The sequence below is a fragment of the Ferrovibrio sp. GW821-FHT12F09 genome, assembly GCF_058806775.1.
The window spans coordinates 1908669-1924097 of sequence record NZ_JBXAPZ010000001.1; the positions used below are offsets into that span (position 1 = coordinate 1908669).

General features: G+C 65.1%; 19 protein-coding genes. 11 read left to right on the forward strand and 8 right to left on the reverse strand.

Features of this window, described 5'->3' with window-relative positions; translation table 11 throughout:
* The first annotated feature begins 8 nt into the window (after positions 1 to 8).
* The 7 genes from AC1ROB_RS09455 (at position 9) to AC1ROB_RS09485 (ending at position 6193) form a co-directional block, all read left to right on the forward strand.
* The gene (locus tag AC1ROB_RS09455) at positions 9 to 1034 is read left to right on the forward strand and encodes a branched-chain amino acid ABC transporter permease (protein WP_492971437.1); all 1026 of its coding nucleotides are present in this window, start codon (positions 9 to 11) and stop codon (positions 1032 to 1034) included.
* On the forward strand, positions 1031 to 1786 hold the full coding sequence (locus AC1ROB_RS09460) for an ABC transporter ATP-binding protein (RefSeq protein WP_492971436.1): 756 nt from the start codon (positions 1031 to 1033) through the stop codon (positions 1784 to 1786). Before AC1ROB_RS09455 ends, AC1ROB_RS09460 begins: the two co-directional genes overlap by 4 nt.
* Positions 1779 to 2492, forward strand: coding sequence for an ABC transporter ATP-binding protein (locus AC1ROB_RS09465; RefSeq protein WP_492971435.1), 714 nt, complete (start codon positions 1779 to 1781; stop codon positions 2490 to 2492). The genes AC1ROB_RS09460 and AC1ROB_RS09465 overlap by 8 nt, the downstream gene beginning before the upstream one ends.
* A gap of 23 nt (positions 2493 to 2515) precedes the next feature.
* A complete protein-coding gene (locus tag AC1ROB_RS09470) occupies positions 2516 to 3625 on the forward strand; it encodes a 5-methyltetrahydropteroyltriglutamate--homocysteine S-methyltransferase (protein ID WP_492971434.1) in 1110 nt (369 codons plus the stop codon).
* Between the two features lie 122 nt (positions 3626 to 3747).
* Positions 3748 to 4581, forward strand: coding sequence for an amidohydrolase family protein (locus AC1ROB_RS09475; RefSeq protein ID WP_492971433.1), 834 nt, complete (start codon positions 3748 to 3750; stop codon positions 4579 to 4581).
* Between the two features lie 5 nt (positions 4582 to 4586).
* Complete coding sequence (locus AC1ROB_RS09480) at positions 4587 to 4991, forward strand: hypothetical protein (RefSeq protein WP_492971432.1); 405 nt, start codon at positions 4587 to 4589, stop codon at positions 4989 to 4991.
* On the forward strand, positions 4988 to 6193 hold the full coding sequence (locus AC1ROB_RS09485; protein WP_492971431.1) for a cytochrome-c peroxidase: 1206 nt from the start codon (positions 4988 to 4990) through the stop codon (positions 6191 to 6193). The genes AC1ROB_RS09480 and AC1ROB_RS09485 overlap by 4 nt, the downstream gene beginning before the upstream one ends.
* 3 nt (positions 6194 to 6196) lie before the next feature.
* Here AC1ROB_RS09485 and AC1ROB_RS09490 read toward each other — a convergent pair whose 3' ends face one another.
* Positions 6197 to 7861: a sensor histidine kinase gene (locus AC1ROB_RS09490; RefSeq protein ID WP_492971430.1), complete on the reverse strand. Its 1665-nt coding sequence runs from the start codon at positions 7859 to 7861 to the stop codon at positions 6197 to 6199.
* A 116-nt stretch (positions 7862 to 7977) separates the two neighbouring features.
* The gene (gene rpsU, locus AC1ROB_RS09495; protein ID WP_492971429.1) at positions 7978 to 8184 is read right to left on the reverse strand and encodes a 30S ribosomal protein S21; all 207 of its coding nucleotides are present in this window, start codon (positions 8182 to 8184) and stop codon (positions 7978 to 7980) included.
* Between the two features lie 207 nt (positions 8185 to 8391).
* Between rpsU and def the strand changes: the two genes are divergently transcribed.
* Positions 8392 to 8925: a peptide deformylase gene (gene def / locus AC1ROB_RS09500; protein ID WP_492971428.1), complete on the forward strand. Its 534-nt coding sequence runs from the start codon at positions 8392 to 8394 to the stop codon at positions 8923 to 8925.
* A complete protein-coding gene (locus tag AC1ROB_RS09505) occupies positions 8922 to 9572 on the forward strand; it encodes a COQ9 family protein (RefSeq protein ID WP_492971427.1) in 651 nt (216 codons plus the stop codon). Before def ends, AC1ROB_RS09505 begins: the two co-directional genes overlap by 4 nt.
* Before the next feature lie 22 nt (positions 9573 to 9594).
* Here the strand turns inward: AC1ROB_RS09505 and AC1ROB_RS09510 are convergent, their stop codons facing one another.
* The 3 genes from AC1ROB_RS09510 to purE all read right to left on the reverse strand — a co-directional run bounded on the left by AC1ROB_RS09510 (position 9595) and on the right by purE (position 11761).
* Entirely contained in the window at positions 9595 to 9969 is a 375-nt protein-coding gene (locus AC1ROB_RS09510; protein WP_492971426.1) for a hypothetical protein, read from the reverse strand.
* A 146-nt stretch (positions 9970 to 10115) separates the two neighbouring features.
* Positions 10116 to 11213, reverse strand: coding sequence for a 5-(carboxyamino)imidazole ribonucleotide synthase (locus AC1ROB_RS09515; RefSeq protein WP_492971424.1), 1098 nt, complete (start codon positions 11211 to 11213; stop codon positions 10116 to 10118).
* Positions 11210 to 11761, reverse strand: coding sequence for a 5-(carboxyamino)imidazole ribonucleotide mutase (purE, locus tag AC1ROB_RS09520; RefSeq protein ID WP_492971423.1), 552 nt, complete (start codon positions 11759 to 11761; stop codon positions 11210 to 11212). The genes AC1ROB_RS09515 and purE overlap by 4 nt, the downstream gene beginning before the upstream one ends.
* 182 nt (positions 11762 to 11943) lie before the next feature.
* Here purE and AC1ROB_RS09525 point away from each other — a divergent pair, with 182 nt between their 5' ends.
* Both AC1ROB_RS09525 and AC1ROB_RS09530 read left to right on the forward strand, forming a co-directional pair.
* Positions 11944 to 12714, forward strand: a complete 771-nt coding sequence (locus AC1ROB_RS09525; RefSeq protein WP_492971422.1) for a GGDEF domain-containing protein — start codon at positions 11944 to 11946, stop codon at positions 12712 to 12714.
* 278 nt (positions 12715 to 12992) lie between these two features.
* The gene (locus AC1ROB_RS09530) at positions 12993 to 13439 is read left to right on the forward strand and encodes a TfoX/Sxy family protein (protein ID WP_492971421.1); all 447 of its coding nucleotides are present in this window, start codon (positions 12993 to 12995) and stop codon (positions 13437 to 13439) included.
* 51 nt (positions 13440 to 13490) lie between these two features.
* Here the strand turns inward: AC1ROB_RS09530 and AC1ROB_RS09535 are convergent, their stop codons facing one another.
* Genes AC1ROB_RS09535 through AC1ROB_RS09545 form a run of 3 tightly spaced genes read right to left on the reverse strand, consistent with a single transcriptional unit; the run spans position 13491 to position 15355 of the window.
* A complete protein-coding gene (locus tag AC1ROB_RS09535) occupies positions 13491 to 13967 on the reverse strand; it encodes a hypothetical protein (RefSeq protein WP_492971420.1) in 477 nt (158 codons plus the stop codon).
* On the reverse strand, positions 13964 to 14923 hold the full coding sequence (locus AC1ROB_RS09540; protein WP_492971419.1) for a tetratricopeptide repeat protein: 960 nt from the start codon (positions 14921 to 14923) through the stop codon (positions 13964 to 13966). The genes AC1ROB_RS09535 and AC1ROB_RS09540 overlap by 4 nt, the downstream gene beginning before the upstream one ends.
* A gap of 24 nt (positions 14924 to 14947) precedes the next feature.
* The gene (locus AC1ROB_RS09545) at positions 14948 to 15355 is read right to left on the reverse strand and encodes a hypothetical protein (RefSeq protein WP_492971418.1); all 408 of its coding nucleotides are present in this window, start codon (positions 15353 to 15355) and stop codon (positions 14948 to 14950) included.
* Positions 15356 to 15429: the final 74 nt, after the last annotated feature.

The window sequence follows — 15429 nt, forward strand, 5'->3', positions numbered from 1 at the left end:
GCCCTGTAATGTCCGCTCTGCTGTCTTACTTCAGACCCGACACCGCCACGGCAACCGGCGTCCTGCTGGCGCCGGCGCGCTGGCGCCTGCTGGAAATCCTGTTCTGGTTTGTTGCGGTCAGTCTGTTTTGGCTGGCCCCCAGCAAGGTGCTGCTGCTGAACGAGATCGCCATCCTTGCGCTGTTCGTGCTGTCGCTCGATCTGATCCTGGGCTATGCGGGCATCGTCTCTCTCGGCCACGGCGCTTTTTTCGGCCTGGGCGCCTATGTTGCCGGGCTGCTGGGCAAGCATGGCTTCACCGATCCCATCGCCGGGTTGTTCGTGGCCGGTATTGCGGCCGGCCTGCTCGGTTTCGTCACCAGCTTCCTGCTGCTGCGCGGTTCGGATCTCACCAAGCTGATGGTCACGCTGGGCGTGGCGCTGATCCTGCGCGAACTGGCCAACAAGTTCAGCAGCATCACCGGCGGCGCCGACGGCCTCACCGGCGTGACCATGGGCCCGGTGCTGGGCCTGTTCGAGTTCGATATCTTCGGCAAGACGGCCTACGGCTACAGCCTCGCCGTGCTGTTCATTCTGTTCTACATTGCGCGCCGGCTGGTGAATTCGCCTTTCGGCCTGCTGCTGCGCGCCATCAAGGGCAATAACCTGCGCACCGGCGCGATGGGCGTGCCGACCAACCTGCGGCTGGTGACCATCTACACCATCGCCGCCGTCTATGCCGGTATCGCCGGCGCATTGCTGGCGCAGACCTCGCAGTTCGTCTCGCTCGATGTTCTCGATTTCCACCGCTCCGCCGACGCCATGCTCATTCTCGTGCTGGGCGGCAGCGGCCAGCTCTGGGGCGCTGTTATCGGTTCGATCATCTTCAAGTTCATGTATGACTTCCTGGCTGCCATCACGCCGCAATACTGGCAGTTCTGGCTTGGCCTTGTGCTGGTTGCCGTCGTGCTGTTCGGCAAGGGTGGTATCCTCGGCTTCGTGCAGTCCGGCCGCGAATGGGTGTTTGCCCGGTTCGGGAAAGGCGGTGCAAAATGAGCGCCGTCCTCGAAACCCAGGCTCTGCGCAAGGCTTTCGGCGGCCTGGTCGCCACCAATGATGTCAGCTTCTCGCTGCCGGCCGGGGCGCGCCATGCGCTCATCGGCCCGAATGGCGCCGGCAAGACCACGTTTGTGAACCTGCTCACCGGCGTGCTGCAGCCCACCTCGGGCCGCGTCCTGCTGCAAGGCGAAGACATCACCGCACTGCCGCCCTACAAGCGGGTCAAACGCGGCCTGGCGCGGACCTTCCAGATCAACCAGCTGTTCGCCGATCTCACGCCGCTGCAGCATATCGTGCTGGCAATCGCCGAGCGCGAGGGTGCCGCGACCGGCTGGTGGCGCCCGGTCGGGCAGCGCCGCGATCTGGTCGACGAGGCGGAAGCCCTCCTGCTGCAACTGAACCTGATCGATGTGCGCGACCAGCGCACCGAGACGATCGCCTATGGCAAGCAGCGCCTGCTGGAAATCGCCGTGGCGCTGGCGGCCAAACCGGCCGTGCTGCTGCTGGATGAACCCGCTGCCGGCGTGCCGGAAACCGAGCGGCACCAGATTCTCGATGTCATCGCGGCATTGCCGGCCGCGGTCTCGCTGGTGCTGATCGAGCATGACATGCAGCTGGTGTTCCGCTTCGCCAAAACGATCTCGGTTCTGGTGAATGGCGGTCTTTTCGTGGAAGGTCCGGCCGCCGAGATCGCCCGCGACCCGCGCGTCAAGAAAGTCTATCTCGGCGAGGAGCTGGTCGATGTCTGAGCTTCTGGTGGTCGAGGACCTGCGCGCCGGCTATGGCGAAGCCATCGTGCTGGATGGCGTTACGTTCAGCCTGGCAGCCGGCCAGTCGCTGGCCCTGCTGGGTCGCAACGGCGCCGGCAAGACCACGCTGATCAACACGCTGGTCGGCGCCACCCGTTATCGTGGCGGTCGCATCGGTCTGGGCGGTCAGGATATCACCAGCCTGCGCTCGGATCGCCGTGCCGTCGCCGGCCTGGGCTGGGTGCCGCAGGAGCGCAATATCTTCCGCTCGCTGACGGTGGAGGAAAACCTCACCGCGGTGGCGCGACCGGGGCCCTGGGGCATGGATCGCGTCTTCGAGATGTTTCCGCGCCTGGCCGAGCGCCGCCGCAATATGGGCAACCAGCTCTCGGGCGGCGAACAGCAGATGCTGGCCGTCGGCCGCGCCCTGATGCTGAACCCGAAGCTGGTTCTGCTGGACGAGCCGCTGGAAGGCCTGGCACCGATCATCGTCGAGGAACTGCTGGCGGCCCTGCGTCGCATCACACGGGAAGAAGGGCTGTCGGCGATCATCGTCGAACAGAATGCCAAGAAACTGCTGGCCATCACCGACCGCGTGGTGGTGCTGGAGCGTGGCCGCATTGTGCATGCCGCCGACAGCGCCGAATTGCGGGCCGATCCGTCGCGGCTTGAGGGCTGGCTCTCGGTATCCGATACTGCCCATTGAGTTCATTGAAGAGGGAGAGAAACATGCAACGCCAGAAGCCGCCGTTCCGTGCCGACCATGTCGGCAGCCTGCTGCGCCCGCAGGAACTGAAGGAAGCCCGCGCCCAGCGCAAGGACGGCAAGATCAGCGCCGACCAGCTCAAAGCGGTCGAGGACAAGGCCATCGAGCAGGTCATTAAAAAACAGCAGGATGTCGGCCTGCAGAGCATCACCGACGGCGAATTCCGCCGCTCCTGGTGGCATTTCGACTTCCTCGGTGGTCTGGATGGCGTGGAGTATTACACCTCGGCCGAGAAGGGCATCCAGTTCTCCGGCGTGCAGACCCGTGCCGAAGGTGTGCGGGTCACCGGCAAGATCGGCTATTCCGGCCATCCGATGGTCGATCACTTCAAGTTCCTCAAGGCGCATGCCAAGGCGACGCCGAAGATGACCATCCCGTCGCCCAGCGTGCTGCATTTCCGCAGTGGCCGGAACGCCATCAGCAAGGACATCTACCCGAACCTGGATGATTTCTTCAAAGACCTCGGTCAGGCCTACAAGAAGGCCGTCCAGGATTTCGCCGCGGCCGGCTGCCGCTACCTGCAGCTCGATGAAACCAACCTGGCCTATCTCTGCGATCCGGAACAGATCGAGCTGTCGCGCCAGCGCGGCGACGATCCGGAAAGCCTGCCGATGAAATACGCCGAGATGATCAATACGGCCATCGCCGACCGGCCCGCCGACATGCAGATCACCATGCATCTCTGCCGTGGCAATTTCCGCTCCACTTTCATTTCCAAGGGTGGCTACGAGCCGGTGGCCGAAGTGCTGCTCGACAAGATCAAGGTCAACGGTTACTTCATGGAATATGACAATGAGCGGTCGGGCGGCTTCGAGCCGCTGCGCTTCCTGCCCAAGGGCGACAAGCAGGTCATCCTTGGCCTGGTGACCTCCAAGACCGGTCAGCTGGAGACCAAGGACAACATCCGGAAGCGCATCGAGCTGGCGACCAAATATGCCGACCTCAACCAGCTCTGCCTGAGCCCGCAATGCGGCTTTGCCAGCACCGAAGAGGGCAATGTGCTGGCCGAAGAGGAGCAGTGGGCCAAGTTGCGCATGATCGTCGAGCTGGCCGAGGAAGTCTGGGGCAAGTAATCCCGGCATCCTGCAGTAAAAACCCGGCGGCCCCGCATTAACCTGCGGGGCCGCTGTCGTTTTTGTTACCGTGCCCAAGGCCCGGTTCTGGCATAAACTGCCCCGGCCAACCGGAGCGACCGATGATTCGACCCAGCCTTCTTGCCTTTGCCGCGATCATGACCGCCAGCCTGGCGGTCCAGGCCCAGCCGGCCGTGATGCCGCTGATCGATGCTCATGTGCATTACAGCCACGATGCCTGGATCTCGGTACCCACGGAGGAGGCTATTGCCATCCTCCGTCGCTCCAACCTGCGCAAGGTGGCGGTATCGAGTTCCAGCGATGAGGGCACCCAGCGGCTCTACAAGGCGGCGCCCGACCTGATCGTGCCGGTCCTGCGGCCCTATCGCAGCCGTGGCGAACTCAGCACCTGGTTCCGCGACGACACCATCGTCACCCATCTGGAGGCACGGCTGGCGCAGTACCGCTATGTCGGGATCGGCGAATTCCACCTCTATGGTGCCGATGCCGATCTGCCGGTGCCGCGCCGCATGGTGCAGATGGCCAAGCAGAACAGGCTGTTCCTGCATGCCCATAGCGATGCCGATGCGGTCGAACGGATGTTCAGGCAGGATCCGGATGCCCTGATCCTCTGGGCCCATTCCGGCTTCGACCGCCCCGATGCGGTGCGTGCCCTGCTGGAACGCCATCCCAATCTCTGGGCCGATCTGGCCTTCCGCAACGATCATGCGAGCCAGGGCAAGGTGGATGCCGCCTGGCGCGCCCTGTTCGAGGCTTTCCCCGACCGCTTCATGGTCGGCACTGATACCTTCACGCCCGAGCGCTGGCATTATATCGAGGAACACGCCAAATGGTCGCGCGGCTGGCTGGTCGACCTGCCGGTGCCGCTGGCGGAAAAGATCGCCTATCGCAATGCCGAGGCGCTGTTCGCGCGCACCGGATTCAAGGGGCAGTGAGTCCGATGTTGCTGCGGCCAGTGGCTCTGGCGGTGCTGCTGGTTCTGGCCGGCGGCCCGGCATTGGCCTGCGCCGATATCCCGATCAACGCCCGGATCGTCGAAGGGCCGCGCTTTAAGGTGATCGCGCTGTCCGATCCGGCGCCGATTCCGCTGAACACACCCTTTGCGCTGGATATCTGGATCTGTGATGCCCGCATGGCCGAATTGCCACGGATGACCCAGGTCGATGCGCAGATGCCGGCGCACCGTCATGGCATGAATTACACGCCCAAGATCATCAAGAAGGACTGGGGCGTCTATCGCGCCGAAGGTCTGCTGCTGCATATGCCGGGCGAATGGGAGTTCAGCTTCGACTTCGCCGGTGTCGGCGCTTCCGAAAGGCTGACCTTCCGCTACGACGCGCAATGATCCGCGCGGTTCTGGCTGGCCTCTGCATACTGCTGGGCAGCATGGCGGCGATCGCTGCCGATCTGCCGTCCTTCGACAGCGCCCCGCTGGTCCGCCGCATTCTGTCTCATGGGCCCTGGCCGCTGGCCTTGCCGCCGGATCGCACCAATCGCCTGTCGGGCAATGCCGAAGCCATCCGTTTCGGCGCTGTGCTGTTTGGCGAACCGCGCCTGTCGGCGCGCGGCGATATTTCCTGCCAGAGCTGTCATCAGCCCGATAAAGGCTGGGGCGACGGACGGCCGCAGAGCCTGGGCATGCAGTTGCTGGATCGCAACGCACCGGGTCTGCTCAATGCGCGGCTGCAGCGCTGGCATGGCTGGGACGGGGCCAGCGACAGCCTCTGGGCTGCCGCCATTCGCCCCATTCTTGCACCCGAGGAAATGGGAGGATCAGCCGCAGCGACGGCCCGGCTGCTGCGTGAGGACAAGCCACTGGCCTGTCTGGCCCGGGCCGTGCAATCCGATGCCGCTGCACTCGATGACGAGACGCTGCTGGTGCTGGCGGCCAAGGCTTTGGCTGCATTCCAGGAGACCCTGGTCACCGCGCGCACAGCCTTTGACGATTTTCGCGACGCGCTGGCGGCCAATGACCGTGCGGCCATGGCGTTGTATCCGCCGCCGGCCCAGCGTGGCCTGGCACTGTTTATCGGGCGGGGCCAATGCGCCACCTGTCATGTCGGGCCGGCCTTCACCAATGGCGAGTTCCACGATACCGGCCTGCCGTTCTTCGTCGGCAGCGGTTCGACGAAGCGCGTCGATCCCGGCCGGCATCAGGGCATTGCCCGGCTGAAGGACAATCGCTTCAACCTACTCGGATCCTATAACGACGACCCCGATGGCGCTGCCGCCGTGCCGGTGCGGCATGTGACGCAATTCCATCGCAACTGGGGTGAGTTCAAGGTGCCGGGCCTGCGCCAGTTGGCCGCCACCGCGCCCTACATGCATAACGGCAGCAAGGCGGCCTTGCGCGATGTGGTGATGCATTACTCCGACCTGGACGAAGACCGGCTGCATGCCGATGGCGAGGCGATCCTGAAACCGCTGCGCCTGAGCGCGGGCGAGGCCGACGATCTGCTGGCTTTCCTCATCTCGCTCAGCGGCAGGGACGAGACGCCGCAGCATTATGCCAGCCTGCAGCGCGCGGCGCGTGCGGCCTGTCCCTGACGATCAGGCGCTTTTCTGCTCCGACCTGGCGCTGTCTACCCGCCGCAGCGGCAGACTGATGGTCGCCACGGTGCCCTTCCCGGGCTCTGATTGCAGAGTCAGGTGGCCGCCATGCAGTTCAGCGAGGGATTTTACCAGTGGCAGCCCCAGGCCCGTGCCCTGGTGATCGCGGCTCAGCACGCCGCGGACCTGACCGAACGGCGCCAGGGCCTTGGGGATATCCTGTGGCGCCATGCCAACGCCGGTATCATGCACGGCGATATGCAGCACCTGGTCGCGCAACGTGACGGCGACCCAGGCTTTGCCGCCGGCCGACGTGAACTTGACCGCATTGCTCAGCAGGTTCAGCAGCATCTGGCGCAGCATGCGTTCGTCTGCATGCAGCAGCGGCAGGCCATCGGGCACGGTGGTGCTGAGGTCGACATTGGCGCGCTCGGCCTGCAGGCGCATCATTTCCAGGCTGTCGATCACCACATGCCGGGGATCGAGCGCCTCGATATGCGGCTCCATGCGACCGGCTTCCACCTTGGCAAGATCCAGAACGTCGTTGATCAGCTGCAGCAGATGTTCGCCGGACTTGTGGATATCGTCGACATACTCGCGCTGTTTCGGTGTCATCTGGCCGAAATAGCCAGCCAGCAGCGATTCTGAGAAGCCGATAATGGCATTGAGCGGCGTGCGGAATTCGTGGCTCATATTGGCCAGGAAGGCGCTTTTCGAGCGATTGGCCACTTCGGCCATTTCCTTGGCATGCAGCAGTTCGCGCTCGGTGGCTTCGCGTTCGGCGATGTATTTGGTCAGCGCCACCGTGCGCTCGTCGACACGCGCTTCCAGCGTATGGGCCAGGTCGCGCAGCTGGTCTTGCACACGACGCAGTTCGGTGATGTCGGAATACGATGTGACAAAGCCGACACCGGGGACCGGCGTGCCGATCACTTCGATAATCCGGCCGTTCGGGCGCGTGCGCTGCATGCGGTGCGGCGTCATTTCCCGTGCGCGTTCCACACGTTCGGCAACCATCTCTTCCACATCGCCGGGGCCATATTCGCCATGCTCGGCATTCCAGCGCATCAACGCCTCGAAGGGCGTTCCGGGCTGGCCCAGTTCCGGCGGCAGGTCGAAAAGCCTGAGGAAAAGATCGTTGCTGACCAGCAGCCGCAGTTCGGTATCGAACAGGCTGATGCCGTGGCTGACATTGGCCACCACCACATCCATCAGCTGGTTCTTGTCGCGCAGCTCAGCCGTACGATTCTGGACAGCGCGCTCCAGATCGCTCTGGGCGCGCAGCAGTGCCGCTTCAGCCTGTTTGCGTTCGGTGATGTCGCTGTAGACCGTGACCCAGCCGCCGCCGGGCAAGGGTGTGCCGCGGATGTCGAGCACCACGCCGTTGGGGCGCACCCGCTCGATCTGATGCGGGTGGAATTGCGCAGCCAGCGCGATGCGGTCCTGCACTTGGGTTTCCGGGTCGCCGGGGCCGTATTCGCCGCGCTGGGCATTGAAGCGGTAAAAGGTCTCGACCGATGTACCCGGCGTGCCGAAATGCGGTGGGAAGTCGAGCAGTTCGAGATAACGGCGATTGCAGGCCACCAGCTTCAGGGCGCTGTCGAAGACGCTGATACCCTGGTCGAGGTGGTCGAGGCCCTGCAGGAGCAGCTCATTCTGATGCAAGCCGCCGAGCTCCCTTGCTGTTGATGGCGTAGTCTAGGCCAAAAGAGATTGAAAAACCGCCATGAAAAAAGCCGCCTTGCGGCGGCTTCGTTCGATGCGTGTCTAGAGACGTGGTCTCAGACCGAGCCTTCGCGCTGGGCGCGCTTGCGCGCCAGCTTGCGGGCGCGACGGATCGCTTCAGCCTTTTCACGGGCCCGGCGCTCGGACGGCTTCTCGTAATGGCCGCGCAGCTTCATCTCGCGGAAAATGCCTTCGCGCTGCATCTTCTTCTTCAGCGCCTTCAGGGCTTGATCGACATTGTTGTCGCGAACCAGGACTTGCACGTCGGGTCCCATCCTTTCGGGAGTGGCAATAGAAATTCGGTTGCGGGGCGCGAGCCCCGGCAGGTGGCGGGTTCTAGCATGGGGGCAGGGCTTTGTGAAGCGGCTTTGTGGATAAGCCGGCGGGAATCTTGCCCAGTGTTAAGCCTTTGATGGAAATAAGTCTTCTGGCGGCTTGGCCGGCCCGTCCGGCTGGCCTAGGCTCGGGTCATGGCTATTCTGAAGATCGCGAAGATGGGGCATCCGGTTCTGGCCCGGCCCGCCGACTCGGTCCCCGACCCGACGGCCCCGGAAATCCGCCAGCTGATCGCCGACATGGTGGATACCATGATCGATGCCCCCGGTCAGGGGCTGGCGGCGCCACAGGTGCATGTGCCGCTCCGGGTGGCGGTTTTCCTGACCCCGGACGAGGGTAATGGCGAGCGCGAGCTGGTCACCCTGGTCAATCCACGCTGGAAGCCGCTGGGCGAGGAGCAGGACATGGCCTGGGAGGGCTGTCTGTCGGTGCCGGGGCTGCGCGGCCTGGTGCCGCGCTATACGCGCATCCGCTACGAGGGCACGCTGCCCGACGGCCAGCAGCTGGCGCGCGAGGTGGGCGGCTGGCATGCCCGGGTGGTGCAGCACGAGCTGGATCATCTGGACGGCATTCTCTATCCCCAGCGCATGGACGACCTGAAGGATCTGGTATTCGAGAGCGAGCTGCGCCACCGTGCCAGCCTGCGAGCCGAGGAGCAGGAAGAATGAGCGAAACTGAAAATCTTTCTGGGCATCTTCTGACCGAAAAACGCGCCCTGCTGGCGGCGCTGCTGCCGCATATCGCCTTCGATGGCTGGACTGCCAGGGCCCTGATGCAGGCGGCCAGCGACAGCGGCCAGGATGCGGCGATGGTGGCGCGGGCCTTTCCCGGCGGCGCGGCTGAGGCGCTGGATTTCTGGGTGGCGGAGACCGACCGGGCCATGCTGCATGCCTTGGAAAGCCGCGACCTCGCGGCGATGAAGGTGCGCGACCGGGTCAAGACGGCGGTGCTGGTGCGGCTGGAACTGGTGGCCGCTCACCGCGAGGCGGTGCGGCGTGCACTGGCCCTGGAAGTCCTGCCAACCCATGCGCCGCGCGCGCTGCGGCAACTTTACCGCACGGTAGATGCGATCTGGTATGCGGCCGGCGACACCGCCACAGACTTCAACTTCTACACCAAGCGCATGCTGCTGGCCGGCGTCTATGGTGCAACCCTGCTGCACTGGCTGGACGACAAGTCGGAAGGCTTTGCCGCCACGGCGGCGTTTCTCGACCGCCGCTTGGGCGATGTCATGAAAATCCAGCAGGCCAAGGGCAAGCTCGGCAAGCTGGTCGACAGACTGCCGAACCCGTTCCGCAACCTGCGGCGGGCCTAAAGGCTCAAATTGTCAGGCGGGATCAGACCGAGAGGCTGACCAGGCGACCGGCCTGGCTGGCGCTGCTGGGCGAATTGGCAGCACCGCTGGCGCTGTAGTTCAGCGCCGAGACATTGTTCTGGCCGGGCTCAGAGCGCGGGGCAGAAACGGTTTCGCTGCTGGTATCCGACGCGCTGAAGCTGCTCGAAGTCTCGTTAGCGAGCGCGCTGGCCTGCTGGTAGGAGTTGATCTTCGCGGCGGTCGAATTGGGCAGAATGATCTGCGGCGCAGCAGCTTCCGTAGCCGGTGCGCTGTCCAGCGAGAACTGCACGGCCCGGTTATCGGTGCCGCTGCTTGAACTGCTCTGGGTCCGGGGCTGGAAGGAGCCTACGCCGGAAACTGCACTCTCGATCGCCATGATCGTCTACCTCACCGGACCGTGGCGCATTCTGGCGCGGGGCCGGCAAGACCACCGTTCTCGGCGGTCTTGGTTAATTCCTATTAACCTTACTATAGACGTTGGGACGCCCGCCGCCAAGGGGAATTGGCTGCTTTCCGCCAGACTTATGGTTGTGGGGCCCGGCCCTTGGGGTAAAGGCGGTTAATATGGCCCATTTTCCGGCCCGGACGGGCCTCGGCCTTGCCGTAAAGGTGCAGTTTTGTGTCCGGTTCGGCCAGCAGGCGGGGCCAGGCATCGATTTCGTCGCCGATCAGGTTCTCCATGACGGCGTCGCAGAGCCGCTCGCCCGAGCCCAGCGGCAGGCCACAGACGGCCCGGATATGCTGCTCGAACTGCGAGGTGGTGGCGGCGTCCAGGGTCCAGTGGCCGGAATTGTGGACGCGCGGCGCCATCTCGTTGACCAGGATCCGGTCGCCGCAGTCGAACAGCTCGACCGCCAGCACGCCGACGTAATCCAGCCCCTCGGCCAGGCTGGCGGCAATGCGCTCGGCCTGGGCGGCGAGGTCGGGGCTGATGACGGCCGGGACATGGGTGCGCCAGAGAATATGGTTGCGGTGGATATTCTCCACCGGACCCCAGGAGACGATACTGCCATCCAGGCCGCGCGCCAGCACGACGGACAGTTCGCGCCGGAAGGACACGAAGCCTTCGGCGATCAGGTGATCTGATTTCAGCGCGGCGAAAGCGGCCGCGGCCTCTTCGCGCTTTGCCACTTTCACCTGGCCCTTGCCGTCATAACCCATGCGGCAGGTCTTCAGCACCAGCGGCAGGCCCAGTGCATCGATGGCGGATTCCAGCTCGGCGACGCTGGTCACCTTGCGCCAGGGCGCGGTGGCAATACCGCGGCCGTTGCAGAACTCTTTCTCGAAGATGCGATCCTGGGTGATGCGCAACGCTTCGGTGCCGGGCCGCACCGGCACGAGCTTGGCGATCTTTGCCACCGGATCGAGCGGGATATTCTCGAATTCATAGGTCACGACGGCGCAGGCCATGGCGAAGGCGGCCATCGCTGCGTCATCGGTGTAATCGGCGCGTGTGATCTTCGCCGCCACTTCGGCGGCCGGCGGATCGGCCTCCGGCGCAAAGACATGGCAGTGATAACCCAGCCGGGCGGCAGCAATCGCCAGCATGCGGCCGAGCTGGCCGCCGCCGAGAATGCCGATGGTGCTGCCAGGAGCAATACTCGGCGCGATATGGCTCACTTCTTTTTCTTCTCCGATACCGGCGCGATCTTGATCGCCTTGGTTTGCTTGGCGCGCCAGGCCTGCAGGCGCTTCGACAGCGCCGCGTCGTTCAGCGCCAGGATCGCGGCCGCGAGAAGCCCGGCATTGATGGCGCCGGCCTTGCCGACCGCCAGCGCGCCGACCGGGATGCCGCCCGGCATCTGCTGGATCGAGAGCAGCGAGTCGAGGCCCTTGAGCGCCTTGCTTTCCACCGGCACGCCCAGCACCGGCAGATGCGTCATGGCAGCGGCCATGCCCGGCAGATGGGCGGCACCGCCGGCCCCGGCGATAATCACCTGGATGCCGCGACCGGCCGCCGCATGGGCATAATCATAGAGGCGCTGCGGGGTGCGATGGGCCGAAACGATACGATGCTCGGCCGGCACGCCCAGCGCGGCCAGCACCTGGGCGGCATGTTCCATCGTGGCCCAGTCGGACTGGCTGCCCATGATGATGCCCACCAGCGGCTTCTGCTGGGATTTCCCGGAAGACTTCCGGGTGGCCGGCGAACCCTGACGCGGCGCCATCGTTTTACTCCATGTCGCGGAAAGCGGCGGATTATAGGGAGCGGGGTCGGGCTGTAAAGCGGCGGTTGCCGCCCCGGGTGCGGCCATGGTGGTCAGCCCGGCCGATCCATGGTTTGTTAACGCTGCCTGCGGCAGAAATAGCGCAGGCTGCCGCACCAGAAGGGGCGGCGGAGAAAGCAGGCATGGCGAAAATCGAAGACCGCCGACCGATCGGGCTGAGCTCGCCTCTGACGACGACTCCTGTGGGATCGTCGGGCGGAGCCATGCGCCCGGTGACGCCGCAGGGCGGCGCGGTCACCGCGAGCGTCAAGCCGGTGGCCGATCCCGGCGCCACCGCCACCGTCATGGGCATCCCCGAAGTCGAACTGACGCCGCGCGTGCGCGACGCCATCATGCGGCTGATGGGCGAGGTGGACCAACTGCGCACCGAACTCAACCGTACGCGTCACCGCCTGGCCGAACTGGAGCGCCTGGCCGACCGCGATACGCTGACGCCGCTGTATAACCGCCGGGCTTTCGTGCGCGAGCTGAGCCGCGCCATGGCCCATGTCGAACGCTACAACCGGCCGTCCTGCCTGATCTACTTCGACCTCAACGGCCTGAAGGAGATCAACGACAAGCATGGCCATTCCGCCGGCGATGCCGCCCTGATCCAGGTCGGCCAGGTGCTGATCGACAACACCCGCGAGGTCGACAGCGTCGCGCGCCTGGGCGGCGACGAATACGGCGTGATCCTGAGCGAGACCGATGCCCAGCAGGGCCGCGAGAAGGCCGACCAGCTGGCCGATGCGATCCGCCGCCGGCCGCTGCACTGGGAGGGCAAGTCGCTGCCGCTGGATGCCGCCTATGGCGTCTATCCGCTCAAGCCCGGCGAGGACCCCGGCGCCGCTTTGGCCGCCGCCGACCAGATGATGTACAGCCACAAACTGGCCCGTCGCACCGCCCGCGGCTGACATTTTCCCGACAAGCTGTTGATCTGCAAGGACCGGTTGGCGCCTGCCAGGGCCGATTGCGGGCCAAGTGGGGCCCGTGCAGGGCCCATTCGGTCCCGTTCGGAGCCGATCGCGTCCCATTGGAGGCCAATTGCGGCCCATGGAGAGCCAATTCCGTCCCATTCTGTCCCGGTTTCTGACGCGACAGACGTTTCGTGCTTCCCGCCCTGCGATTCACAATGGTCAACAGCGAAAACAGAACATATAATGAACAGTAGCCTGAATTCAAGGAGGTGCCGGTGGCATCGGACAGCGGCTTTGTCGAATACGTGCTCGACGGCATGCGGGCGACCGGCATGGGCGCGGTCCAGCGCGAACGGCTGTTCGGCGGCAGCGGCCTGCGCATCGACGGCGAGCTGTTCGCCGTGATCCTGCGCAACACGCTGTATTTCGTGGTCGACGACCAGACCCGGCCGCGTTTCACGGCGGCGGGGATGGGACCGTTCACCTATACGCGCAAGAGCGAGCAGCGCGCGATCCCGCGCTGGTACGAACTGCCCGAAGACGTGCTGATGGATGCCGACGAGCTGCGCGACTGGATGCGCGACGCGCTGGCCGCGGTGCGGCGCACCGCGAAGCCGGTGAAGTCTTCAGTCAAGACGAAAGCTGTGAAGAAAGCTGTGCCGAAGAAACCAGCCATGAAGAAAGCGGCGACAGGCGCCAAGGTCAAACGCAAGGCGCGATAAGCACGACTGGTCCGGCCATCCCCGCTTTCACGGGGATGACGATGGCCGGCTTCAGAGATTTCCGGACGGCACTGCGGCCTCGCCGGACCAGTGCCAGTCGCGATTGGGCGGGGTCGGCACCAAGAGCGCGGCGTCGCTGGCGACAACGGCAGCGCAGACCCGCATGCGCAACGGCCGCTCGCTGCCCGGTAGGCAGACATCGCGCGGACTGCAGCCGCTGGTCGGCGCCGGCTCGGGCGGCGGCAGCTGCGCCAGGCAGACCTGTTTCACCCGGTCGTCGATATTGGCCACCCCGTCGCCGACGGAAGACTCCGCCGGGCGCCGGTTCTGGGCCGCCGAAGGCGCGCCGGCAAACGGCCCGCTCAGCCGCGATGCATTGCCGTCAGACCCGCCGAGCGCCGCGCCCAGCAGCGGCAGCAGGGGCGAGCAGCCGGCCACCAGACCGATCAGAACCAGTCCGGCAAGCCGGCTGCCCGTGGCGATGCGGGCCCGCGATGCGCGCGATGCAGGACCGGGGGCGTCCGTCATTGCTGCTTTACCGGCGTCCACGCCGCCTTCTCCTGGGCCTTGTGGCGATGCAGCCATTGCAGGGCGGCATCGGTGGCGCTGGCGACGGCATCGGCCGAGAGCTGCGGCGTCAGAGTGTTGATGGCTTTGCCTGCGGCTTCCTTCAGCACCGGATCGAGCCCGGTGGCCACGACCAGCAGCCATTTCAGCGCGGTCACGGGGTCGTAGCATTCATTGCTCTGCCGCAGCAGCAGAATGGCGAGATAGTATTGCGACTTGATCTTGCCCTGGTCGGCCGCCATGCCATACCACAGGCGTGCCGCATCGGTATCCTGCGGCAGGCGCAGTCCCGTCTGATACAGCCAGGCCAGATAATGCTGGGCTTCGGTTACGCCGCTGGTGGCGGCTGCCCGCAGCAGTTCAATGCCGCGTTCCAGTTTTTCCGTCGTGCCATAGCCGTGGATGTAGAGCGCGCCGAGATTGGCCTTGGCCTCGGGCAGATCCTGCGCGATGGCGACTTCGAACAGGGCGATGGCACCGGCAACATCGCGCGGGGTGCCGCTGCCGGCCAGCATGAGCTGGGCCAGCGCATTCTGCGCCCGGGCATGGCCATGGCGCGCGGCCTTCTGGAACAGATGGACGGCTTTCACCGGATTGACCGGGATCAGCGCGCCCTTCTGGTGCAGGATGCCGAGCACGAAGCAGGCGCCGGCATGGTTCTGCATGGCGGCGGCGGCCAGCAGGGCATGCGCTTTGCGCCGGCCGGTCGCGCCCAGTTTCCCCACCAGACCCAGGACGCCGAGCATATACTGCGCGCGGGCATCGCCGACATTGGCGGCCTGCGCCAGCATCGTGACCCGCGCTGGCGAGACCGGCCTGGCATTCGCCTGGCGGATTTCCGCCGGCGCCCCGTCGACACCCAGGCAGCGGCGGGAGATCGCATAAAGCGCCATGGCCTGCATCCAGCGCCCGTGCATGACCGATCTCCCTGCCGCGCTGTCTTACGGCTGGGTGTTGTTGGTGGTCTTGTTGATGACAACCGAATTGTCGATCTTGGCCTTGGTGCTGGCCGAAGAATCCTGGTTGCCGGTGCTCGACTGATCGGCCGATACGGTCGCCGTCGCCGTTCCGCCATTCACGGTCTGGTTGACCTGATTCATGTTGGCGATGGCGGTCGAGCTGGAATTGTACTGGGTGACATACTGGTTCAGCGCGCCCATGCCGGCAGCGGTGCTGGACGAGCTGCTGCTGGCCTGCATACGCTCCTGGAATTCGAACTGCGCGGACATGCTGGGGGCGCGGACAGGGAAGTTGTAACCCTCGCGACCCATCTGCTGGGCCGTGGCGGGCTGGCTTGCGAATGCCAGTACGGTGAGTACGGCAAGGGACGAGAGATTGGTCCAGAACATGACAGTCTCCATGGATAAGAGGAACGGTATCGGCAGGGGGAGAGAAGGCAGGGGGACCACCCTCTCTCCCGCCA